Here is an 18,746-nt window from a genome sequence, read left to right as displayed (position 1 = left end):
AGGCCCAGAAATCTCGGGGGTGCGCCGAACCGCAGAGATCGCTTGCTTCGCGGCTGTGCTAGGTCTTGAGCGTAGTCAACTCGTGCGACCTGCGGCAACAGGGCCCCGCTCGGCGTGTTCCACCATACCCCCTTTCACACGAGCACCGGCGTCATCCACGCCCAGCACTTCGCCGCGCCACTGCGCACCCGCTGCGAAATCGGCCGGGACCTCGGACAACGCCAGCACGGTGGGACCCGCGCCGCTGATCACCGCGGCCACCCCGGCAGCCCGCAGCGCCGCCACGAGGGCCGCCGATTCGGGCATCCCGGCGGCACGGTAACCCTGGTGGAGCCGATCCTCGGTGGCCGGGAACAGCAGGGACGGGTCCCGGGTGAGGGCGTGCACCAGCAGCGCGCCCCGGCCGGTGTTGAAGGCCGCGTCGGCGTGCGGCACCTCGGCCGGCAACGCGGCCCGGGCGGTCGCGGTGTACCCGCGCTCGGCGGGGACGAACACCGTCGACCGCACGCCGTCGGCCGGCGACAGGCGTACCGCCCGGGAACCGGTCTCCTCGGTCCAGGCGATGGTGAAACCGCCCAGCAGGCAGGGCGCGACGTTGTCCGGGTGCCCCTCGAGCCGGCCCGCGATGCGCAGCGCGGCCGCGTCGTCGAGCAGCTCCAGACCACCCCGGACCAGGCCACGGGCCAGTTGTACGCCGCCGACGATGGCCGCCGACGAACTGCCCAGCCCGCGCGCCTGCGGGATCCGGTTGACGCACTCGACCGCCAGGCCGGGCGGACGCTGCCCCAGCTCGTCGAAGGTCGCCAGCATCGAACGGATCACCAGGTGATCGGCGCCGGTCGGCAACTCCCCCGCACCCTGACCGGTGACGGTCACCGAGAATTCGCCGTCGGTCACCCGCGCGGTCAGATCGTCGTAGAGCGTCAGCGCGAGACCCAGCGCATCGAAGCCGGGCCCGAGATTGGCGCTGGTCGCCGGAGTGCTGACCGAGACCGGTTCAGTGACGAAGGACAGACCCATCGCCACATGCTATGGGGTGATCATCTCAACCGAAGCGCCCCGCCCCTGGTAATCCCGCATGTCGAATCGACGACGCTCCGGATTCATGCCTTTTCACTCGCGACGGGGGTGCCCGCCGTCCACCGGGTCACGATCCACCAGCCGACCGCGTAGACCATGGTGATCGAGGCGCAGGTGGCGATCACCACCGACGGGTCGACGTGGTCGATCACCGCGCCGGCGCCCAGCTGACTGATGGCGATCGCCAGCGTCGCCAGCATCATGTCGGTGGCGAACACCCGGCCGCGCAGCTCGTCCGGCACCTCACCCTGCAGCGCGTAGTTCGACAGCACCCAGTTGCTGCCACCGGCGAAGTGCGCGACGAAGACCAGCACCAGCACCGCCGGGAACCACGGGACGAACGCCACGCCGAGGTAGCCGACGCCGTACAGGCCCATCGACAGGGCCAGCGCGGTCAGCAGCCAGCGCGGCCGGTCCAGCACCGGCCGCATCACCATCGGCCCGATCAGCGCACCCGCGCCCCGCAGCGCGAAGAGCAGGCCGGCCCCGATCGCGCCGGCCCCGTGCGCCGCCGCGATCAGCGGGAAGACTGTCAGCACGCCGTTACCCAGGCCGACCGCGGACTTCACCGTGACCAGGGCCCGCAGCCGGGGCCGGGCGCCGATGTAGCGCAACGCCTCGAGCAGGGCGTGCATGGTCGGCTGCGGTGCCCCGCCGGCGCGCGGCGCCTGCAACGGGCGCCGGATCAGGCCGGTCAGCAGGCTTCCGGCCAGGAGCAGGACCGCGGTCACCGCGAAGCAGACGTACGGCCCGGCGGCGCTGCTGACCACGCCGCCCAGGGAGGCGCCGACCACCGTCATCGTCCCCCAGGCCGACCCGGCGACGGCGTTGGCGGCCGGCCGGTCCACCGGGTCCACCACGTTGGGCAGGGCGGCCGAGGCGGCCGGCGAGTAGAACGCCTTCGCCACCGCCATCGCGCCGACCGCGACCAGGGCCAGCGGCGCCGTCGCCGCGGACCGCACCGCGAACAGCAGCAGCACCGCGGCGAACGAGGCGAAATTGGCCAGCACCAGGATCCGGCGCCGGTCCAGCCGATCGGCGATGGTGCCGGTGAACGGCAGGAGCAGCGCGGTGATCCCGGTGTCGGCGGCGAGCACCAGAGCGCCCCAGGCGCCACTGCCGGTCAGTTCCGGCAGGAGCACCAACAGCGGGACCATGACGAACCAGTCCGCGCCGAAGACCACGAGTTCAGCCGCGAAAAGGCGACGGAAATCACGATTGCGGGTAAGGACCGAAAGGGTGGGTGGCACCTGGCGACTTTACGTGGTCCCCGGACACGGCGATGCCCGGCCGCGAAGGACCGGGCATCGCTGATCATCAGGTGGTCACTCCTGCTTCTTCGGCATCTTCAGCACCTCGAACTGGTCGGTGTAACCGCGCAGTGCCCCGCCGTCCTTCACCGCGGAGTCGTCCGGCACGGTCACCGGCTCCTCCTCGGCCGGCGCCTCGTCCCCGGCCGGCTCCGGGGCGGCCTTGCCGGCCCGCTTCGCCGCCCGCTTGGCCCGCGACTTCTCCTTGCGGTTCTCGACCAGGGTGTAGAGCGTCGGCACCAGCACCAGGGTCAGCAGCGTGGAGCTGACCAGACCGCCGATCACCACGATGGCCAGCGGCTGCGAGATGAAGCCGCCCTCGCCGGTGAGGCCGAGCGCCATCGGGATCAGGGCGAAGATGGTCGCGATGGCGGTCATCAGGATCGGGCGCAGCCGGTGCCGGCCACCCTCGATCACCGCCTCCTGCACACCCATGCCCGCGGCCCGGTAGTGGTTGATCAGGTCCAGCAGCACGATGGCGTTCGTCACCACGATGCCGACCAGCATCAGCACACCGATCAACGCCGGAACGCCGAGCGGGGTGCCGGTGAGCAGCAGCAGGCCGATCGCGCCGGTCGCCGCGAACGGGATCGACACCAGCAGGATCACCGGCTGCAGCAGGCTGCCGAAGGTCGCCACCATGATCACGAAGACGATCGCGATGGCGGCCAGCACGGCCAGGCCGAGCTGCTCGAACGCCTCCTGCTGGTCGGCACTGACACCACCGACGGTGTAGTCGGCGCCGGCCGGAAGGCTGATGGCCTCGAGCTTCTTCGTCAGGTCGGCGTTGACCGCGGACAGGTTGGAACCGGTCACCGTGCCGGTGACGGTCGCGGTGCGGTCGCCGTCGACCCGGTTCACCGTCGCCGGGCCGGCCACCTCCTCGACGTCGGCGACCTGGTCCAGCGGGACGACGCCCTTGGCGGTGGTCAGCGGCAGGGCCCGGACCGCGGCGGCGTCGGCCGGCGCGGTGCCGAACGAGATCACCACGTCCTGGGTGGAGCCGTCCACCGCGATCTGCCCGGCCGGGGCGGACCGGAACATCGAAGCGACCGTCTGACCGATCTGAGCCTCGGTGAGACCCGCCGCCGCGGCGGCCTTGCGGTCCACCACCACCTGCAGTCGCGGCACGCTGGTGGACAGCGTGGTGTCCACGTCGGTGACCCCGCCGATCCCGGCCATCGCGGCCCGCACCTGCTCGGTGGCGTCGGCGAGCACGTCGGTGTCCGCGGCGTTCACCTGGACGGAGAGGCCGCTGCTGCCGACACCGGAGCTCTCCTGACCGATCTTGATCTCACCGGCGTCGGTCAGCTTCGCGAACTCGTCCCGCAGATCGCCGGTGATCTTCTCAACGTCGGCGTCCTCGTCGAGAGCCACGTTGAAGCTGGCCGTGCCACCACCGCCACCACCGGCGAACGGGTTGGCCGAGTTGCCGCCGACCGTCACCTGGTACGTCTTGACGCCCTCCCGCGAGGCGAGCAGGCTCTCCACCTTCTTGGCCGCCGCGTCGGTGGCGGCCAGACTGGCGCCGGCCGGCAACTCCTGGCTGATCGTCAGGCTGTCCTGCCCCGACTCGTCCAGGAAGTTGGTCTCCAGCCGGGTGGACAGGGCGAACGTACCCATCAGGACGGCGATGCCGATCAGCACCGTGGTCCACCGCTTGGTGGTGGCGAACCGGATCACCGGCAGATAGCCGCGCTGCAGCGGGCTGCGCAGCTCCTTCTCCTCCGCGGCCTTGCGGACCGCCTCGCTGTCGGCGCCCGCGGCCGGCGGCTTGAGGAACCAGTACGCCAGCACCGGCACGATGGTCAGCGCCACGAACAGCGAGGCCAGCAGCGCCACCGTGACGGTGATCGCGAAGGACGAGAAGATCTGCCCGACCAGGCCGCCGACCAGAGCGATCGGGGCGAAGACCGCCACCGTCGTCAGGGTGGAGGCGAGGACCGCCCCGGCCACCTCACGGACCGCGCCGAGGATGGCGTGCACCTTCTCCTCGCCGTACTCCAGATGGCGTTTGATGTTCTCCAGCACGACGATCGAGTCGTCCACCACCCGGCCGACCGCGATGGTGAGCGCGCCGAGGGTGAGCAGGTTGAGGGTGTAGTCACCGATCCACAACGCGATCAGCGCGACCAGCACCGACAGCGGGATGGAGACCGCGGTGACCAGGGTCGACCGGATGCTGAGCAGGAAGACCAGGATCACCACGACGGCCATCAGCAGGCCGAGCAGGCCCTCGGTGGTCAGGCTCTCGATGGACCGCTCCACGTACGGCGCCTGGTCGGTGATCACGGTGAGGGTGGCGCCGGAGGACTCCTCCAGGCTCGCCAGGATGTCCCGGACCTCGTGCGAGATCTCCACCGGGTTGCCGTCCGGGCGTGCGGTGACCGCGATGCCGAGGCTGTTCACCCCATCGGTGCGGGTGTACGACTCGGCGGCCGGCAGCTTGCTCTCCACGCTCGCCACGTCACCGAGACGCACCGGGCCCTTCGAGCCGGTCAGGTAGACGCCCTCGAGCTGCTCGACGGTGGTGATCGGGGTGCCGACCTGCACGGTCAGCGACTGCTCCCCCTCGGTCACCGCGCCGGCCGGGATCGACACGCCGTTGGCCTGCAGCACGCTGGTCAGCGACGCCGGGCTGACACCCGCCGCACCGAACTTCGCCAGGTCGGGGGTGATCACGACCTGCTCGGCGCGGGCGCCGGTGACCTGGGTGTCCCGGACGCCGACGATGGCGTTGAGCTCCGGCACCACGGTCTCGTTGAGGCGCCGCAGCAGGTCGCTCTCGTCCGAACCGCCGGTGGCGGCGAGCACGATCGCCGGGATGTCGTCGGTGCCGCCGGCGAACACCTGCGGGTCGACGCCCTCCGGCAGCTGCGCCTGGATCCGGTTGAGCGAGGTGGTCACCTGGTTGACCGCGGACTCGATGTCCGTGCCGAACTCGAACATCACCACCACGCTGGAGGCGTTCTCCCGCGAGGTCGACGTGACCGTGTCGATGCCGTCGATGCCCTTGACGGCGTCCTCGATCGGCTTGGTGACCTGCTCCTCGACCGTCTCCGGCGACGCGCCGGGCAGCACCGCGCTGACGAACGCCGCGGGCAGCTCGATCGACGGGAAGAGCTGCTGCTTGAGTGAGGGGATCGCGTAGAGGCCGAACGCACTGATCACGACGGCGATCAGTGCGACCAGACCTCGGTTGGCAAGGCTGAGCCGTGTCAGACCGGACATGGGAACTCCCCCGATGAAAGTTCGGTTGATACTGATAGTTTGCCTGACGCGAACAAATGGTTTTTGACCGGGGCCTCCTGGTAGCGTCCGTCATCAGCTGGCAGCACACACGCCATCAACACGTCACAAAAGGAGCAGGCGCTGAGCCAGAAAGAGAAGCTCATCGCAGACATCATGGGCGCGCAGATCAGGCTCGAGCACCTGTTCGCCGACGATCGGTCGGACCCGCTCTTCTCCTCGCACCTGACGATGTCGCAACTCAAGATCATGCTGCTGCTCTCCCGCAACGGCGCCCTCGCCGGAAGCGAACTGGCCCGCATGGTCGGCGTCGGCGCGGCCGCACTGACCGGCATGATCGACCGCCTGGTCGTGCAGGACCTGGTGACCCGCACGGAAGACCTCCAGGACCGCCGGGTGCGCCGCATCGGCCTCACCAGAGCGGGCACGGAGCTCATCGAGGGAATCATCACCGCCGGCGCGGAGAAACAGCGCGTCCTCCTCAGCCGGCTCTCAGCCGAGGAGTTGGAGATCGTCGCTCAGGCGATGGAGTTGCTGATCCGCGAGGCGCTGGCCACGGACTTCCCGTCACCCTCTCCTTAGGGTACGAGTGAGAGCGCCCGCCGACGCCCGCTCCACCGTCTTGAGAGCGCCCGCCGACGCCCGCTCCACCGTCTGACGCAGCTCGGCGGCCCCGGCCCGATCCACGGCGCCCGACACGATCCGCACTTCCCGGCGGCTCCGTGGCGCCCGGCGGCTCCGTGGCGCCCAACCGCTCCGTGACGCCCGGCGGCTCCGTGACGCCCCGCTCGATCCGATCCGCGTTGCCCAGCCGTCGTCAACGGCTCCCTCAGCCCGGCAAAACCGCCGCGGACAACGGCCGCCCACCCCGAGCCGTCGTCAACGGCTCCCTCAGCCCGGCAAAACCGCCGTGGACGACGGCCGCCCACCCCGAGCCGTCCACCACAGCACGCCCAAGCCCACCGAACAGCCCCCAACAACGGCCGGGCACCCGCAGCCGTCCACCACGGCACGCTCAAGCCCGCCAGACAGCACTCAACCAACGGGCTGCAAGACCCCGGCCGTCGGTCACGGCGCACATGCGAACGCGGGACAGCACTGAACGACGGGCGAGCCCACGCAGCCGTCGTCCACGGCACCTCTACGGGCGCGGTTAGACATGTTTCGTGGTCAGGGTGCGAAGCCCGTCCGCGTGGTGATTTCGGGCGCGCTGGACGCCCGAAGTCACCACACCCGTGGCGGTGTGGTGATTACGGGCGCGCTGGACGCCCCAAATCACCACACCGGTGGGGGTGTGGTGAATACGGGCGCGCTGCACGCCCCAAATCACCACACCCATGGCGGTGTGGTGGATACGGGCGCGCTGGACGCCCCAAATCACCACACCCGTGGGGGCGTGTTGAGTACGGGCGCGCTGCACGCCCCAAATCACCACACCCGTGGCGGCGTGTTGAATACGGGCGCGCTGCACGCCCCAAATCACCACAGAGGCAGACCCTGACTCATTAGGTGACTAGTCCAGGCGTGGGCGGGCACGGGCAGCCGCGTCAACGACCGGAAGGGATCAGTCCATGCTTCGGGCGGGCTGTCGGGGCGGGACGGCGCTGAGCCGCCGGAAGACGCGGCACGGACCGCGACGGCGCAGTGCCGCCGCGGTCAGCCACGGTAGGTGTGATTGCTGGGAGTGGTAGGTCGTACCCCCGAAAGGGCGGAAGAAGGACGCCCTGGCGGGACCACCGCTCAGCCCAGGTCGAGTGCCTTAGCCGCCAGGTGCGCGTCGTTGGCGATGACCGTCGGTGACGGCGCCGTGGAGATCGCCCATTCCGGGTCTTTCAGGCCGTGGCCGGTGACCGTGCAGACGATGCGCGAGCCGGGCGGGATCTTGCCGGCGGCGTGCTGCTGGAGCAGGCCGGCGACCGAGGCGGCGCTGCCGAGTTCGACGAAGACGCCGACCTCGCGGGCCAGCAGGCGGTAGGCGTTGAGGATGTCACGGTCGGTGACCGCGGAGATCAGGCCGCCGGAGGCGTCGCGGGCGTCGAGGGCCTTGGTCCAGCTGGCCGGGTTGCCGATCCGGATCGCGGTGGCGATGGTCGACGGGTTCTCGACGACCTTGCCGTTCACGATCGGGGCGGCGCCGGATGCCTGGAAGCCGTACATCTTCGGCAGCCTCGTGGCGTTCCCGGCCGCCTTGTCCTCCTGGTAGCCCATCCAGTAGGCGGAGATGTTGCCGGCGTTGCCGACCGGGAGGCAGTGGATGTCCGGGGCGTCACCGAGGGCCTCGACGATCTCGAACGAGGCGGTCTTCTGCCCGTGCAGGCGGAAGATGTTCACTGAGTTGACCAGGGCGACCGGGTAGTCCTGGGAGAGTTTCGAGGCGAGCGCCAGGCAGTCGTCGAAGTTGCCCTCGACCTGGAGCAGGCGTGCGCCGTGCACCAGCGCCTGGGCCAGCTTGCCGAGCGCGATCTTGCCCTGGGGCACCAGGACCGCGCAGGTGATGCCGGCCCGGGCGGCGTAGGCCGCGGCGGAGGCGCTGGTGTTGCCGGTGGAGGCGCAGATGATGGCCTTGGCGCCATCCTCGACGGCCTTGGACACCGCCATGGTCATGCCGCGGTCCTTGAAGGAGCCGGTCGGGTTGGCGCCCTCGACCTTGAGGTAGACGTCACCGCCGACCCGCTCGGACAGCACCGGGGCCGGAACGAGTGGCGTGTTGCCCTCGAGCAGGGAGACCACCGGAGTGGCGTCGGTGACCGGCAGCCGGTCCCGGTACGCCTCGATCAGACCCCGCCACATGGCCCACTCCTCACTTCGTGCTGGGCAACCGCGTGACAGCGTGCCCCAGACTTCCGGTTTTTGGGACCGGTTATCCACTATTCAGGATGCCGGCGCCTGTTCCGGCAATCCCTCCGGGCGGTGACAGACGGCCTCGACGTTGTTGCCGTCCGGATCGCGCACGAAGGCGCCGTAGTAGTGCTCGTGGTATTCCGGGTGGAGTCCCGGCTTGTGCAGCACCTCGGCGCCGGCCGCGACCGCCGCCTGGAAGAACGCGTCGACGGCTGCCCGGTCACCGGCCGAGAAGGCGATGTGCGACTCGCGGAAGCCGTCGCCTTCACTGAGCGTGCCGATCCAGAAGTCCGCATGGTCGGTCCCGTAGCCGAGAGCAACGGTGAAGTCGGCCAGCCGCCGCACGCCCAACGGCGCCAGCACGGCGTCGTAGAACGCGGCACTGGCCGCCAGGTCGGCACACTGGAATCCCACGTGATCGAGCACTATCCGGCTCCCCCTTCGACGCGCAGCACGCTCGCGATCGACCGAACGATGTCCAGCCGCGACAGGGCCTCCACAGTAGCCGCCAGCGCGGCATCCGGAGCGACGTGCGTCACGATGACGAGCTTCGCGTCGTCGGCCCGGCCGGACTGGCGCACCGTGGCGATCGAGACCTCGTGGTCGGCGAAGACGCCGGCCACCGCGGCCAGCACACCCGGACGCTCGGCCACGTCGAGGCTGATGTGGTAGCGCGTCAGCGACTCGCCGATCGGGCGGACCCGCAGCTCGGCGTAGTTGCTCTCGCTCGGGGCCCGGGTGCCGGAGAGCTTGTTGCGGGCCGCCGCGACGATGTCGCCGAGCACCGCGCTCGCGGTCGGACGGCCGCCCGCACCGCGGCCGTAGAACATCAGCGGGCCGGCCGCGTCGGCCTCCACGAAGACCGCGTTGAACGCGTCACCGACACCGGCCAGCGGGTGGCTCAGCGGGATCATCGCCGGGTGCACCCGGACGCTGACGGTCTCCTCGCCGTCGGCGCCCCGGCCGCGCTGCGCGATGCAGAGCAGCTTGATCGTGCAGCCCATGTCCTTGGCGCTGGCCATGTCACCGGCGGTCACCCCGGTCATGCCCTCGCGGAACACGTCGGCGGCGGTGACCCGGGTGTGGAAGGCGAGCGAGGCCAGGATGGCGGCCTTGGCGGCGGCGTCGAAGCCCTCCACGTCGGCGGTCGGGTCGGCCTCCGCGTAGCCCAGCTCGGTGGCCTCCTCCAGCGCCTCGCTGAAGCCGGCGCCGGTCGACGCCATCGAGGAGAGGATGAAGTTGGTGGTGCCGTTCACGATGCCGGTGACCGCGGTGACCCGGTCGCCGTGCAACGACTCGCGCAGCGGGCGCAGCAGCGGGATCGCGCCCGCCACCGACGCCTCGTAGTAGAGGTCGGCCCCGCCCTCGGCGGCCGCGTCGTGCAGCGCGCCGCCGTCCTCGGCGAGCAGCGCCTTGTTGGCGGTGACCACGCTCTTGCCGGCGCGCAACGCCTCGACCAGCCAGCCCCGGGCCGGCTCGATGCCGCCGACGACCTCGATCACCACGTCCACGTCGTCCCGCTTGACCAGGCCGAGCGCGTCGGTGGTGAACAGCGACGGGTCGACCGGCAGGTCGCCGCGCTGGCGGCCGGGGCGGCGGACCGCGATGCCGACGAGCTCCAGCGGGGCCCCGATCCGGGCTGTCAGGTCGTCGGCCTGGTCCTGCAGCAGGCGGACCACTTCAGAACCGACGGTGCCGCAGCCGAGAAGAGCGAGGCGGACCGGTTTCCCTTGGCTCATCCAACATCCAATGCAAGCAGGTCGTCCTCGGTCTCCCGCCGCACGATGACGCGGGCGGCGCCGTCGCGCACCGCCACCACGGGCGGCCGAGGAACGTGGTTGTAATTGCTGGCCATGCTCCGGCAGTACGCACCCGTCCCGGGCACCGCAACAAGATCTCCGGGCTGCACGTCGGCGGGCAGGAATTCATCCTTCACGACGATGTCCCCGGACTCACAATGTTTTCCCACGACTCGGGCGAGCATCGGCTCGGCCGTGCTGCTGCGGTTGGCCACCGTCGCGCTGTACGAGGCGTCGTACAGCGCGGTCCGAATGTTGTCGCTCATCCCGCCGTCGACGCTCACGTACGTACGGATGCCGTCCACGTCCTTGATCGTCCCCACCTCGTAGAGGGTGAAGACGGCCGGGCCGACGATCGCGCGCCCCGGCTCGATGGAGAGTCTCGGCTTGCGCAGCGACGCCGCGTCGCATTCCGACTCGACGATCTTGTTGATGCGTTTCGCCAGGTCACCGGCGGTGGAGGGGTCGTCCTGCGTGGTGTACGCGATACCGAAACCACCACCCAGGTCGAGTTCCGGCAGCTCCACCCCGCGGGCGTCGCGGATCTGTGCCTGCAGTTCGAGGATGCGACGGGCGGCGACCTCGAAACCACTGGTGTCGAAGATCTGCGAGCCGATGTGCGAGTGGAGTCCGCGGAGGTCGAGGACACCCTCGTCGATGACCTTCGCGGCCGCGGCGAAGGCGGCCCCGCCGGCCAGCGAGAAGCCGAACTTCTGGTCCTCGTGGGCGGTCGCGATGAACTCGTGGGTGTGTGCTTCGACACCCACGGTGACGCGGATGAGCACTTGTGGCTTCTTGCCGGATTTTTCCGACATCTCGGTGAGCCGGGCTATTTCGTGGAAGGAGTCCAGCACGATCCGGCCGACGCCGGCATCGAGCGCCCGCTGCAACTCGGACACCGACTTGTTGTTGCCGTGGAACCCGATCCGCTCCGCCGGGAACCCGGCCGCCAGCGCCACCGCCAGCTCGCCCCCCGAACAGACGTCCAGGAACAGGCCCTCCTCCTCGACGACCCGCACGACCGCCTTGCACAGGAACGACTTGCCCGCGTAATAGACGTCGGCGTCCGCGAACGCCTGCTGGAAGTCCCGGCACCGGGCCCGCAGATCCGCCTCGTCGAGGACGTAGGCCGGCGTGCCGTGCTCCTGCGCCAGGGCGGTCACGTCCAGGCCACCGACTTCCAGAGACCCTTCCGGGGTACGCCGGACAGTGCGTGGCCACAGCTGCGGGACGAGCGCGTTCACGTCCTGCGGCGCGCGCAGCCAGGCGGGACCGCGGGTGCCGAGATCGCCGTGCAGGGCACCGGCCTCGTGTGCGCGCATGACTACATCCTCTCCGGAGCGGAGACGCCGAGGAGGTCCAAACCGTTGGCGATAACCGTACGAGTGGCCTCGACCAGCCAGAGGCGCGCATGCGTCAGATCGGTCACCTGCTCCTCGCCCTTCGGCAGGACCTGGCAGGCGTCGTAGAACCGGTGGTAGTCGGTGGCGACCCGCTCCTCCAGGTAGACCGCGATGCGGTGCGGCTCGCGCAGCTCGGCGGCGGTGGCCACCACGGCCGGGAACTCGCCGAGCGTCTTCAGCAGGTTCTTCTCCCGATCGTGGGAGAGCAGCGCCGGGTCGTAGTCGTCCGCGCGCACGATGCCCTTCTCGGCGGCGTTGCGCAGCAGGGAACTGACCCGGGCGTGCGCGTACTGCACGTAGAAGACCGGGTTGTCGCTGGAGTTCTTGGTGATCTCCTCGATGTCCAGGGTCAGCGCCGAGTCGGTCGAGGAACGGGCCAGCGAGTATCGCGCGGCGTCCACGCCGACCGCCTCGACCAGTTCGTCCAGCGTGATGATGTTGCCGGCCCGCTTGGAGAGGCGGACCGGCTGACCGGCCCGGACCAGGTTGACCAGCTGGCCGATCAGGATCTCGATGTTCTGCTTCGGGTCGTCACCGGCACACGCGGCGATGGCCTTCAGCCGGCCGATGTAGCCGTGGTGGTCGGCACCGAGCAGGTAGACGCAGCGGTCGAACCCGCGCTCCCGCTTGTTGATGTAGTACGCCGCGTCGGCCGCGAAGTACGTCTTCTCCCCGTTCGACCGGATCAGCACCCGGTCCTTGTCGTCGGTGAAGTCAGTGGTCCGCAGCCAGACCGCGCCACCGTCCTCGAAGATGTGCCCCTGCTTGCGCAACTCCTCGATGGCGTGCTCGACCGCGCCGCCGCCGTGCAGGGTCTTCTCCGAGAACCAGACGTCGAAGTGCACACCGAAGCGCTCCAGGCTCTCCCGGATCTCGGTGAGCATCAGCTCGTAGCCGCGCGCGTCGAAGACCGGCAGCGCGGTCTCCTCCGGCTGTCCGGCCAGGTCCGGCTCGGCCGCGACGATCCGCTGGGCGATCTCGCCGATGTAGTCACCGCCGTAACCGTCCTCGGGCGTGGGCAGGCCGTTGGCGGACGCGTACAGGGAACGGGCGAAGCGCTCGACCTGGGCGCCGGCGTCGTTGATGTAGTACTCGCTGGTCACCTCGGCGCCGGCTGCGGTCAGCACCCGGCGCAGCGCGTCACCGACCGCGGCCCACCGGGTGTGCCCCAGGTGGATCGGACCGGTCGGGTTCGCCGAGACGAACTCCAGGTTGATGCGCTGGCCCTCCAGCTGGGTGCTCCGGCCGTACGCTGAACCGGCCGCCACCACCGTCCGGGCGATGACGCCGGTCGAGGCGTCGTCGAGCCGGATGTTCAGGAAGCCCGGACCCGCGATCTCCACGGCTTTGATCCCGTCCCGGCGGCCCAGCTCCTCGGCGAGGGCGGTGGCCAGCTCACGCGGGGCCACGCCCACCTTCTTGCCGACCTGGAGGGCGAGCGTCGAGGCGTAGTCGCCGTGCTCGGGGTTGCGCGGCCGCTCCACCGACGTGGTGGTGGGCAGCGCCGCGACGTCGAGACCGCGCGTCTCGAAAACGGCACGAGCAGCTGAGAGAACGGTGTCAGCAAGGTTGGCGGGAGTCACTGGACCATGCTATCGGGGGTAGACTTCGTCGTTCGGCGGCCACCCGAGCCCCGCCTTTCCCACTTGCGACGAATCGACGAGGCACGATGAGCATGAGCACCCCGGGGCCCGAACGGGTCCCGTCCACCGTCAAGGTCGACAAGACGACCGGTCAGGGCAAGCCCCCCGCGGCCAAGTCCGGCTCGGGGAAGCCCGGCTCCGCCAAGCCCGGCAGCCGTCCCGGCGCCAAGGGTGGCAACAAGGGCAAGGGCCGCCGGCCCGTCACCCCGGTGAAGGTGAGCGGTGGCCGCAACTGGGGCCCCATCGCCGTCGCCGGCGCCGTGATCCTGGTCGCCGCCGGCATCATCGGCTACGGCGTCTACGCCTCGGTCCAGGGCAGCCAGCCCTGGGAGGACCGGGCAGCCGCCATCGAGGGCGTCGTCGACTACCGCTCGCAGAACAACGCGCAGATCAACGACCAGACCCACAAGGACGGGACGCTCACGTACGTGACGAACCCGCCGGTCGGCGGTGCGCACAACGCGACCTGGCAGAACTGCATGGGCGACATCTACACCGAGCCGATCGCCAACGAGCACGCGGTGCACAGCCTCGAGCACGGCGCGGTCTGGGTCACCTACAAGCAGGGCCTCGCCGACGACCAGGTGGCCAAGCTGCGCGAGCGCGTCGAGGGCAAGGACTACATGCTCCTGTCCCCGATCGCCAACCTGGACAAGAACGTCTCCGTGCAGGTCTGGGGATACCAGCTCAAGGTCGACGACGCCGCGGACACCCGCATCGACGACTTCATCAAGACCACCCGGGTCAAGGCCTCCCTGGAGCCCGGCGCGGCCTGCTCCGGCGGCAACACCACCAGCGACCCGGTCACCGCCGGTTCCAACGGCACCAGCATGGACAACGGCACCCAGCAATGATCTCCGAAGTCGCCTCTCCGGACGCGGACGCCGCGTCCGGGGAGGCCACCTCCCCGAGCCGCCGCTTCGGCTACATCGCCGTCGCGACCCTCATCCTCGGCCTGATCCTCGGCGTGGCCGCCGGCCTGGTCGTCCCCCGCCTGGGCAACCCCGCCGACGACTCGGTGGAGGCCGGCTTCCTGCGCGACATGTCCACCCACCACGCGCAGGCCGTGGAGATGGCGATGCTCGCCCACACCGGCTCCACCACCCCCGGCATCGTCACCCTGGCCAACGACATCGCCCTCACCCAGCAGGGCCAGATCGGCTACATGCAGGCCTGGCTGCGCGACTGGCATCTCTCCCCCACCGGCTCCGAGGAGCCGATGGCCTGGATGCCGAACTCGGCCGGCTCGATCGTCGACGGCCTGATGCCCGGCATGGCCACCGCCGACCAGATGACCTCCCTGCGCCAGGCCACCGGCAACGACCTCGACGTCGAGTTCCTCACCCTGATGCGCGCCCACCACCTCGGCGGCATCCACATGGCCCAGGAGGCCATCGAACTCTCCGACGACGAGAACGTCGACTGGATCGCCAACAGCATGGTCGTCGCCCAACAGGGCGAGATCCAGCTGATCGATTCCCTGCTCAAGCAGGTCCAACCCGGCTGACCGGCGACACGGCCGGAACCGGTTGGCGGTGGTTCCCGAGGGCCTGCTAGGCTTTCGAATCACTGGGCCCCCGTAGCTCAGGGGATAGAGCGTCGCCCTCCGGAGGCGAAAGCGCAGGTTCGAATCCTGCCGGGGGCACGATGGGATAGGGCGTCTAGTGTTCGCGGAAAGCGCGAACCTGGCGCCCATCGTGCTTTTCTGCCTGAGGCCCGAGCCTCAGACTCCACGCCGTGGGGCTTCGTCCCCGTGCCCCCACCGCTGGTGGCCGTTCTCGGCGGTTCGGTTGCGGCCTTTTTCTTTTGTACGCGCTCAGCGCCGTTCCGTGGTTCAGCATGCCCTACGCGCTTGCTGGGACGGGCTCACTACCGGGTGGCGAACGAAACCCGGGCCCCGACCGCAACGTACCCGCTGGAGGGTCCCGGGTTCGTGTCAGGCGCGGGGGTATCGACGGAGAGGACCGCCCGTGAGGGCAAGATCATCGACATGCATCGCCTTCTCGCGCTTCCCGTCCTTGCCTGCGCTGTCCTCGTCTCCGCCTGTTCAGCGACCGAACCCGTCACCGCGACGCCCACGCCCGGCGCCTCGGCCTCCGTCGCGCCGGCCCAGGCCGCCCCGGTCGCATCAGCCACCTCGAAGCCGGCCGACGACCCGGCGGCACCCGGCACCACCACTGCCGCCACTGCCACCGACGAACCGCAGGAGAGTGCGGGGGACGCCACCTTCCCGATCGGCGCGGGCACCCATCTGGTGCTGCTGCACAGCTACGACAGCGCCAAGCACACGGCGGTCGTCGAGCCCGCCGAGTTCAGCAAGGACGGCAGCGCGGTGAACGGCGACGGCGGCCGGTACACCCTCCCGGTCAAGCCCTCCCCCAAGGTCTTCTCCACCAACGGCGGCAGCCCGGACTGCATGGACGGTGAGGGCTTCAACCTGACCGGCAGCTGCCTTTCGACTGAGGCCTGGCTGAAGAAGCAGCTCGGCGGCACCGGCCTCCCGGTCACGATTGCCAACACCGGCGACTTCATCTACGAGATCGCCGAGCAGTACCGGCCCTGACCAGACCAGCCGTCGGCTCGCCCGGCCGACAGGCCGCAACCGGTCGGGAAGCTGATCGGGGACGCGGAGCGACAGCGGCAGGCCCTTCAGCGGTGGTTCAACGCGCTCCGCGGGCGCTGCGTCAAGGAGATCCCCGAGGTGGAACTCCTGCTATTCGGCCTGCCCAATGCGTCCAGGTGGTGACCCATCGACACGGACGTCCTCCTCGACCGGTTTCTACCAGCCGAGGAGGACGCGTGGGTCAGCGTGTCAGGAGATGTTCAGGGCCGTGTCGTCGATGGTGAAGGACGTCTGCAGGGACGAGTCCTCCGTGCCGTAGAAGCGGATCCGGACCGTCTGGCCGGCGTACGAGGCCAGGCTGAACGAGCGTGCCGTGTAGCCGGACGCCGCGTTCAGGTTGGAGTACGTTCCGAGGGTTCCGAGGACCGTGCCGCTGGTGTTCAGGACCTGGATCTGCACCTTGTCGTACTGGGTGCTGGTCGTGGTCTCGGCCGTGTCGATGTGCAGGTAGAACGACAGGTTGTAGGTGGTGCAACCGGTCGGCAGGGCCACCTGCTGGTAGATGGACTGGGTGGACGTCGAGCCGTTGCCGTTCAGCCAGGCAGCGTAGCTACCGGTGCGGGCCGGCTGGGTGCTGTGGATGCCGATGATGCCGGTCGTGCTCTGGGTCCACGAGGTGGCGCCGGACTCGAAGCCGGCGTTGGCGAACAGCTGGGTCGCGGTGCAGGAGCCGCCGCCGGTGCCGGAGACCGTGAGTGTGTACGTCGCGGTCCGGGTGACCGAGGTGCCGGTGCCCGTGACGGTGATCGTGTAGGTGCCGGCGGGCGTGGCCGAGGTGGTGGCGATGGTCAGCGTCGACGAGGCGCCGGAGGTGATCGACGACGGGTTGAAGGTGGCGGTGGCGCCGGTGGGCAGGCCGGAGGCGGTGAACGCGACGGTCTGGGCGGTGCCGGTGTTGACGGTGGCGGCGGTGGTCGCGACGGACGAGCCGGGGGCGACGGTGCCGGAGGTGGACGACAGCGCCAGGGTGAAGCTGTTGCCGGTGGTGGAGCAGGTGGCGTCGGCGCCGGCCACGTTCACCGCGGTCCAGGCGGCCTGCACGGCCTTGTACTCGGTGCTGCAGTTGCCGTACAGGTCGGTCGCCGCGGACAGGGTGTGGGCGCGGGCCGAGTTGGCCAGGTTGCTGGCCAGGTAGTAGCGGGTGGTCGAGGTGAAGTAGGTGCTCAGCGCCCGGTACCAGATGGCCGCCGCCTTGGCCCGGCCGATGCCGGTGACCGCCGCCGCCGATCCGCAGACCGGGGAGGTGCCGTACGCGGTGGAGCCGGTGCCCTCGGCGAGGTCGAAGAAGAAGTGGTTGCCGGGGCCGGACGAGTAGTGCACGTCGACGCTGTTCGTGCTGGAGGACCAGCAGCCGTGCGAGGCGCCGTCGAGCGTCGGGTTGTACATGTACCGCAGCGGCGTGCCGTCGCCGTTGATGTCGATCTCCTCGCCGATCTGGTAGTCACCCGGGTCGGAGGTGTTGTTCGCGGAGAACTCGACCATCGTGCCGAAGATGTCGCTGGTGGCCTCGTTCAGGCCGCCGGACTCACCGGTGTAGTTGAGGTTCGCGGTGTTCTCGGTGACGCCGTGCGACATCTCGTGTCCGGCCACGTCCAGCGAGACCAGCGGTTCGGCGTTGCCGGAGCCGTCGCCGTACGTCATCTGCGCGCCGTCCCAGAACGCGTTGACGTAGCTGCTGCCGTAGTGGACGCGGGACGGCACACCGGCGCCGTTGTTGAAGATGCCGTTCCGGCCGTGGTTGTTCTTGAAGTAGTCGAAGGTGAGCGCCGCGCCGTAGTGGGCGTCGACGGCCGCCGACTGGTCGCTGGACTGCGCGCCCGTACCCCAGACGTTGTCCGTGTCGGTCATCGTGGAGCACGTCGTGGTGGTGTTGTTCATGTCGCAGGTGTTGCCGTTGCCGTGGGTCGGGTCGGTCAGCGTGTAGCTGCTGCCCGAGCCGGTGGTGCTGATGGTGACCGTGCCGACGTAGATGCCCCGACCGGTGCCGTCCACGGTTTCGATCTCGTCCCAGGAGTCGCGGACCGCGCCGGTGGCGGCGTCGGTGACGACCTGCAGCCGTGACGGGGTCTGCCCGTCGGGCGCCCAGCCCTTGATCTCGGTCTGGTATGCCAGCACCCCGCTGCCCGACGTGGCGTCGACGATCTTCTCCGGGGTGCCGACCTCGGTGATCGTTCCCTGGAACGCCTTCTTCGCCGCCGCGGCCGCGGCCGCGGGTGTCACCTTCGCGGTGGTGCCGAGGGTGAGGGGCTTGGTCAGGCCGACCGACGCCTTGGCGAAGCCGCCGTCCGGGGCGGTGTGCACGACCGTGTCGCCGCCGTAGACCCGCAGGCCCTGGTAGGTCCGGTCGTAGTGGACGTGCGCGCCACCGTCGGCGTCGACGGCGCTGCTGCGCAGGGTGAAGGCGTCCTTGGTGCTCGCCTGCAACGCCGGCCGGTGCTCGGTGAGGGCACGGGCGGCCGCGGCGAGGGGTGTCTGCGAGGGGTCGGGCTTCGACGGGGCCGCGGTGGCGGTGGTCGCCGAGCCGAATCCGGCCAGCAGGCCGCCCACGAGCAGGGCGGCGCCGACGGCCGACAGGGGTCGTTTCACTAGGTCCTCCTGGAACCGCAGGATCCGTAGCGATAGCTACACATAGACATATAGCGATGTCTTTGGTTCCTGAGAACTAGCTGAATTTGATCTGATGGTGCGGCAGCGGGAGAGATCGGGCATCCCGAAACATCCATACGATCGGACGCATGGGACTCACAGGCTGGTACAAAACACTCGAATGCCGGTGGGCCGCCATGAAGACGGCCCAC

At 69.8% G+C, this 18,746-nt stretch carries 14 protein-coding genes and 1 tRNA gene; 5 read left to right on the top strand and 10 right to left on the bottom strand.

Annotation, left to right across the window (positions count from 1 at the left end):
* Positions 1-75: 75 nt before the first annotated feature.
* The 3 genes from thrB to QSK32_RS19525 all read right to left on the bottom strand — a co-directional run bounded on the left by thrB (position 76) and on the right by QSK32_RS19525 (position 5,621).
* Complete coding sequence (thrB, locus tag QSK32_RS19535) at positions 76-1,020, bottom strand: homoserine kinase (RefSeq protein WP_285472689.1); 945 nt, start codon at positions 1,018-1,020, stop codon at positions 76-78.
* A gap of 83 nt (positions 1,021-1,103) precedes the next feature.
* Positions 1,104-2,330, bottom strand: a complete 1,227-nt coding sequence (locus QSK32_RS19530) for an MFS transporter (RefSeq protein ID WP_045742396.1) — start codon at positions 2,328-2,330, stop codon at positions 1,104-1,106.
* A gap of 75 nt (positions 2,331-2,405) precedes the next feature.
* A complete protein-coding gene (locus QSK32_RS19525; RefSeq protein ID WP_045742395.1) occupies positions 2,406-5,621 on the bottom strand; it encodes an efflux RND transporter permease subunit in 3,216 nt (1,071 codons plus the stop codon).
* Positions 5,622-5,795: 174 nt separating this feature from the next.
* Here QSK32_RS19525 and QSK32_RS19520 point away from each other — a divergent pair, with 174 nt between their 5' ends.
* The gene (locus QSK32_RS19520; protein WP_045742394.1) at positions 5,796-6,221 is read left to right on the top strand and encodes a MarR family transcriptional regulator; all 426 of its coding nucleotides are present in this window, start codon (positions 5,796-5,798) and stop codon (positions 6,219-6,221) included.
* 571 nt (positions 6,222-6,792) lie between these two features.
* Here QSK32_RS19520 and QSK32_RS19515 read toward each other — a convergent pair.
* The 6 genes from QSK32_RS19515 to argS form a co-directional block, all read right to left on the bottom strand.
* On the bottom strand, positions 6,793-7,125 hold the full coding sequence (locus QSK32_RS19515) for a hypothetical protein (RefSeq protein ID WP_285472688.1): 333 nt from the start codon (positions 7,123-7,125) through the stop codon (positions 6,793-6,795).
* A 254-nt stretch (positions 7,126-7,379) separates the two neighbouring features.
* Complete coding sequence (gene thrC / locus QSK32_RS19510) at positions 7,380-8,429, bottom strand: threonine synthase (RefSeq protein ID WP_045748015.1); 1,050 nt, start codon at positions 8,427-8,429, stop codon at positions 7,380-7,382.
* Positions 8,430-8,510: 81 nt separating this feature from the next.
* Positions 8,511-8,906, bottom strand: coding sequence for a VOC family protein (locus QSK32_RS19505; protein ID WP_045748016.1), 396 nt, complete (start codon positions 8,904-8,906; stop codon positions 8,511-8,513).
* Entirely contained in the window at positions 8,906-10,219 is a 1,314-nt protein-coding gene (locus tag QSK32_RS19500) for a homoserine dehydrogenase (RefSeq protein ID WP_285472687.1), read from the bottom strand. The genes QSK32_RS19505 and QSK32_RS19500 overlap by 1 nt, the downstream gene beginning before the upstream one ends.
* Entirely contained in the window at positions 10,216-11,601 is a 1,386-nt protein-coding gene (gene lysA, locus QSK32_RS19495) for a diaminopimelate decarboxylase (RefSeq protein WP_285472686.1), read from the bottom strand. Before lysA ends, QSK32_RS19500 begins: the two co-directional genes overlap by 4 nt.
* Before the next feature lie 2 nt (positions 11,602-11,603).
* The gene (gene argS / locus QSK32_RS19490) at positions 11,604-13,265 is read right to left on the bottom strand and encodes an arginine--tRNA ligase (protein WP_285472685.1); all 1,662 of its coding nucleotides are present in this window, start codon (positions 13,263-13,265) and stop codon (positions 11,604-11,606) included.
* Positions 13,266-13,351: 86 nt separating this feature from the next.
* Between argS and QSK32_RS19485 the strand changes: the two genes are divergently transcribed.
* The 4 genes from QSK32_RS19485 to QSK32_RS19470 all read left to right on the top strand — a co-directional run bounded on the left by QSK32_RS19485 (position 13,352) and on the right by QSK32_RS19470 (position 15,888).
* A complete protein-coding gene (locus QSK32_RS19485) occupies positions 13,352-14,179 on the top strand; it encodes a thioredoxin-like domain-containing protein (RefSeq protein WP_045748020.1) in 828 nt (275 codons plus the stop codon).
* On the top strand, positions 14,176-14,832 hold the full coding sequence (locus QSK32_RS19480) for a DUF305 domain-containing protein (protein WP_045748021.1): 657 nt from the start codon (positions 14,176-14,178) through the stop codon (positions 14,830-14,832). Before QSK32_RS19485 ends, QSK32_RS19480 begins: the two co-directional genes overlap by 4 nt.
* Before the next feature lie 66 nt (positions 14,833-14,898).
* Positions 14,899-14,970: transfer RNA gene (locus QSK32_RS19475), tRNA-Arg, on the top strand.
* A gap of 345 nt (positions 14,971-15,315) precedes the next feature.
* Complete coding sequence (locus QSK32_RS19470) at positions 15,316-15,888, top strand: hypothetical protein (protein ID WP_285472684.1); 573 nt, start codon at positions 15,316-15,318, stop codon at positions 15,886-15,888.
* Between the two features lie 249 nt (positions 15,889-16,137).
* On the opposite strand, the gene QSK32_RS19465 is transcribed toward QSK32_RS19470, so the two are convergent.
* On the bottom strand, positions 16,138-18,534 hold the full coding sequence (locus QSK32_RS19465) for a M4 family metallopeptidase (protein ID WP_285472683.1): 2,397 nt from the start codon (positions 18,532-18,534) through the stop codon (positions 16,138-16,140).
* Positions 18,535-18,746: the final 212 nt, after the last annotated feature.

The sequence above is a fragment of the Actinoplanes sp. NBRC 101535 genome, from assembly GCF_030269225.1.
Taxonomy (GTDB): domain Bacteria; phylum Actinomycetota; class Actinomycetes; order Mycobacteriales; family Micromonosporaceae; genus Actinoplanes; species Actinoplanes rectilineatus.
Note: the sequence above shows the minus strand (reverse complement) of the source record. Positions and strands in the feature narration are given on the sequence as shown.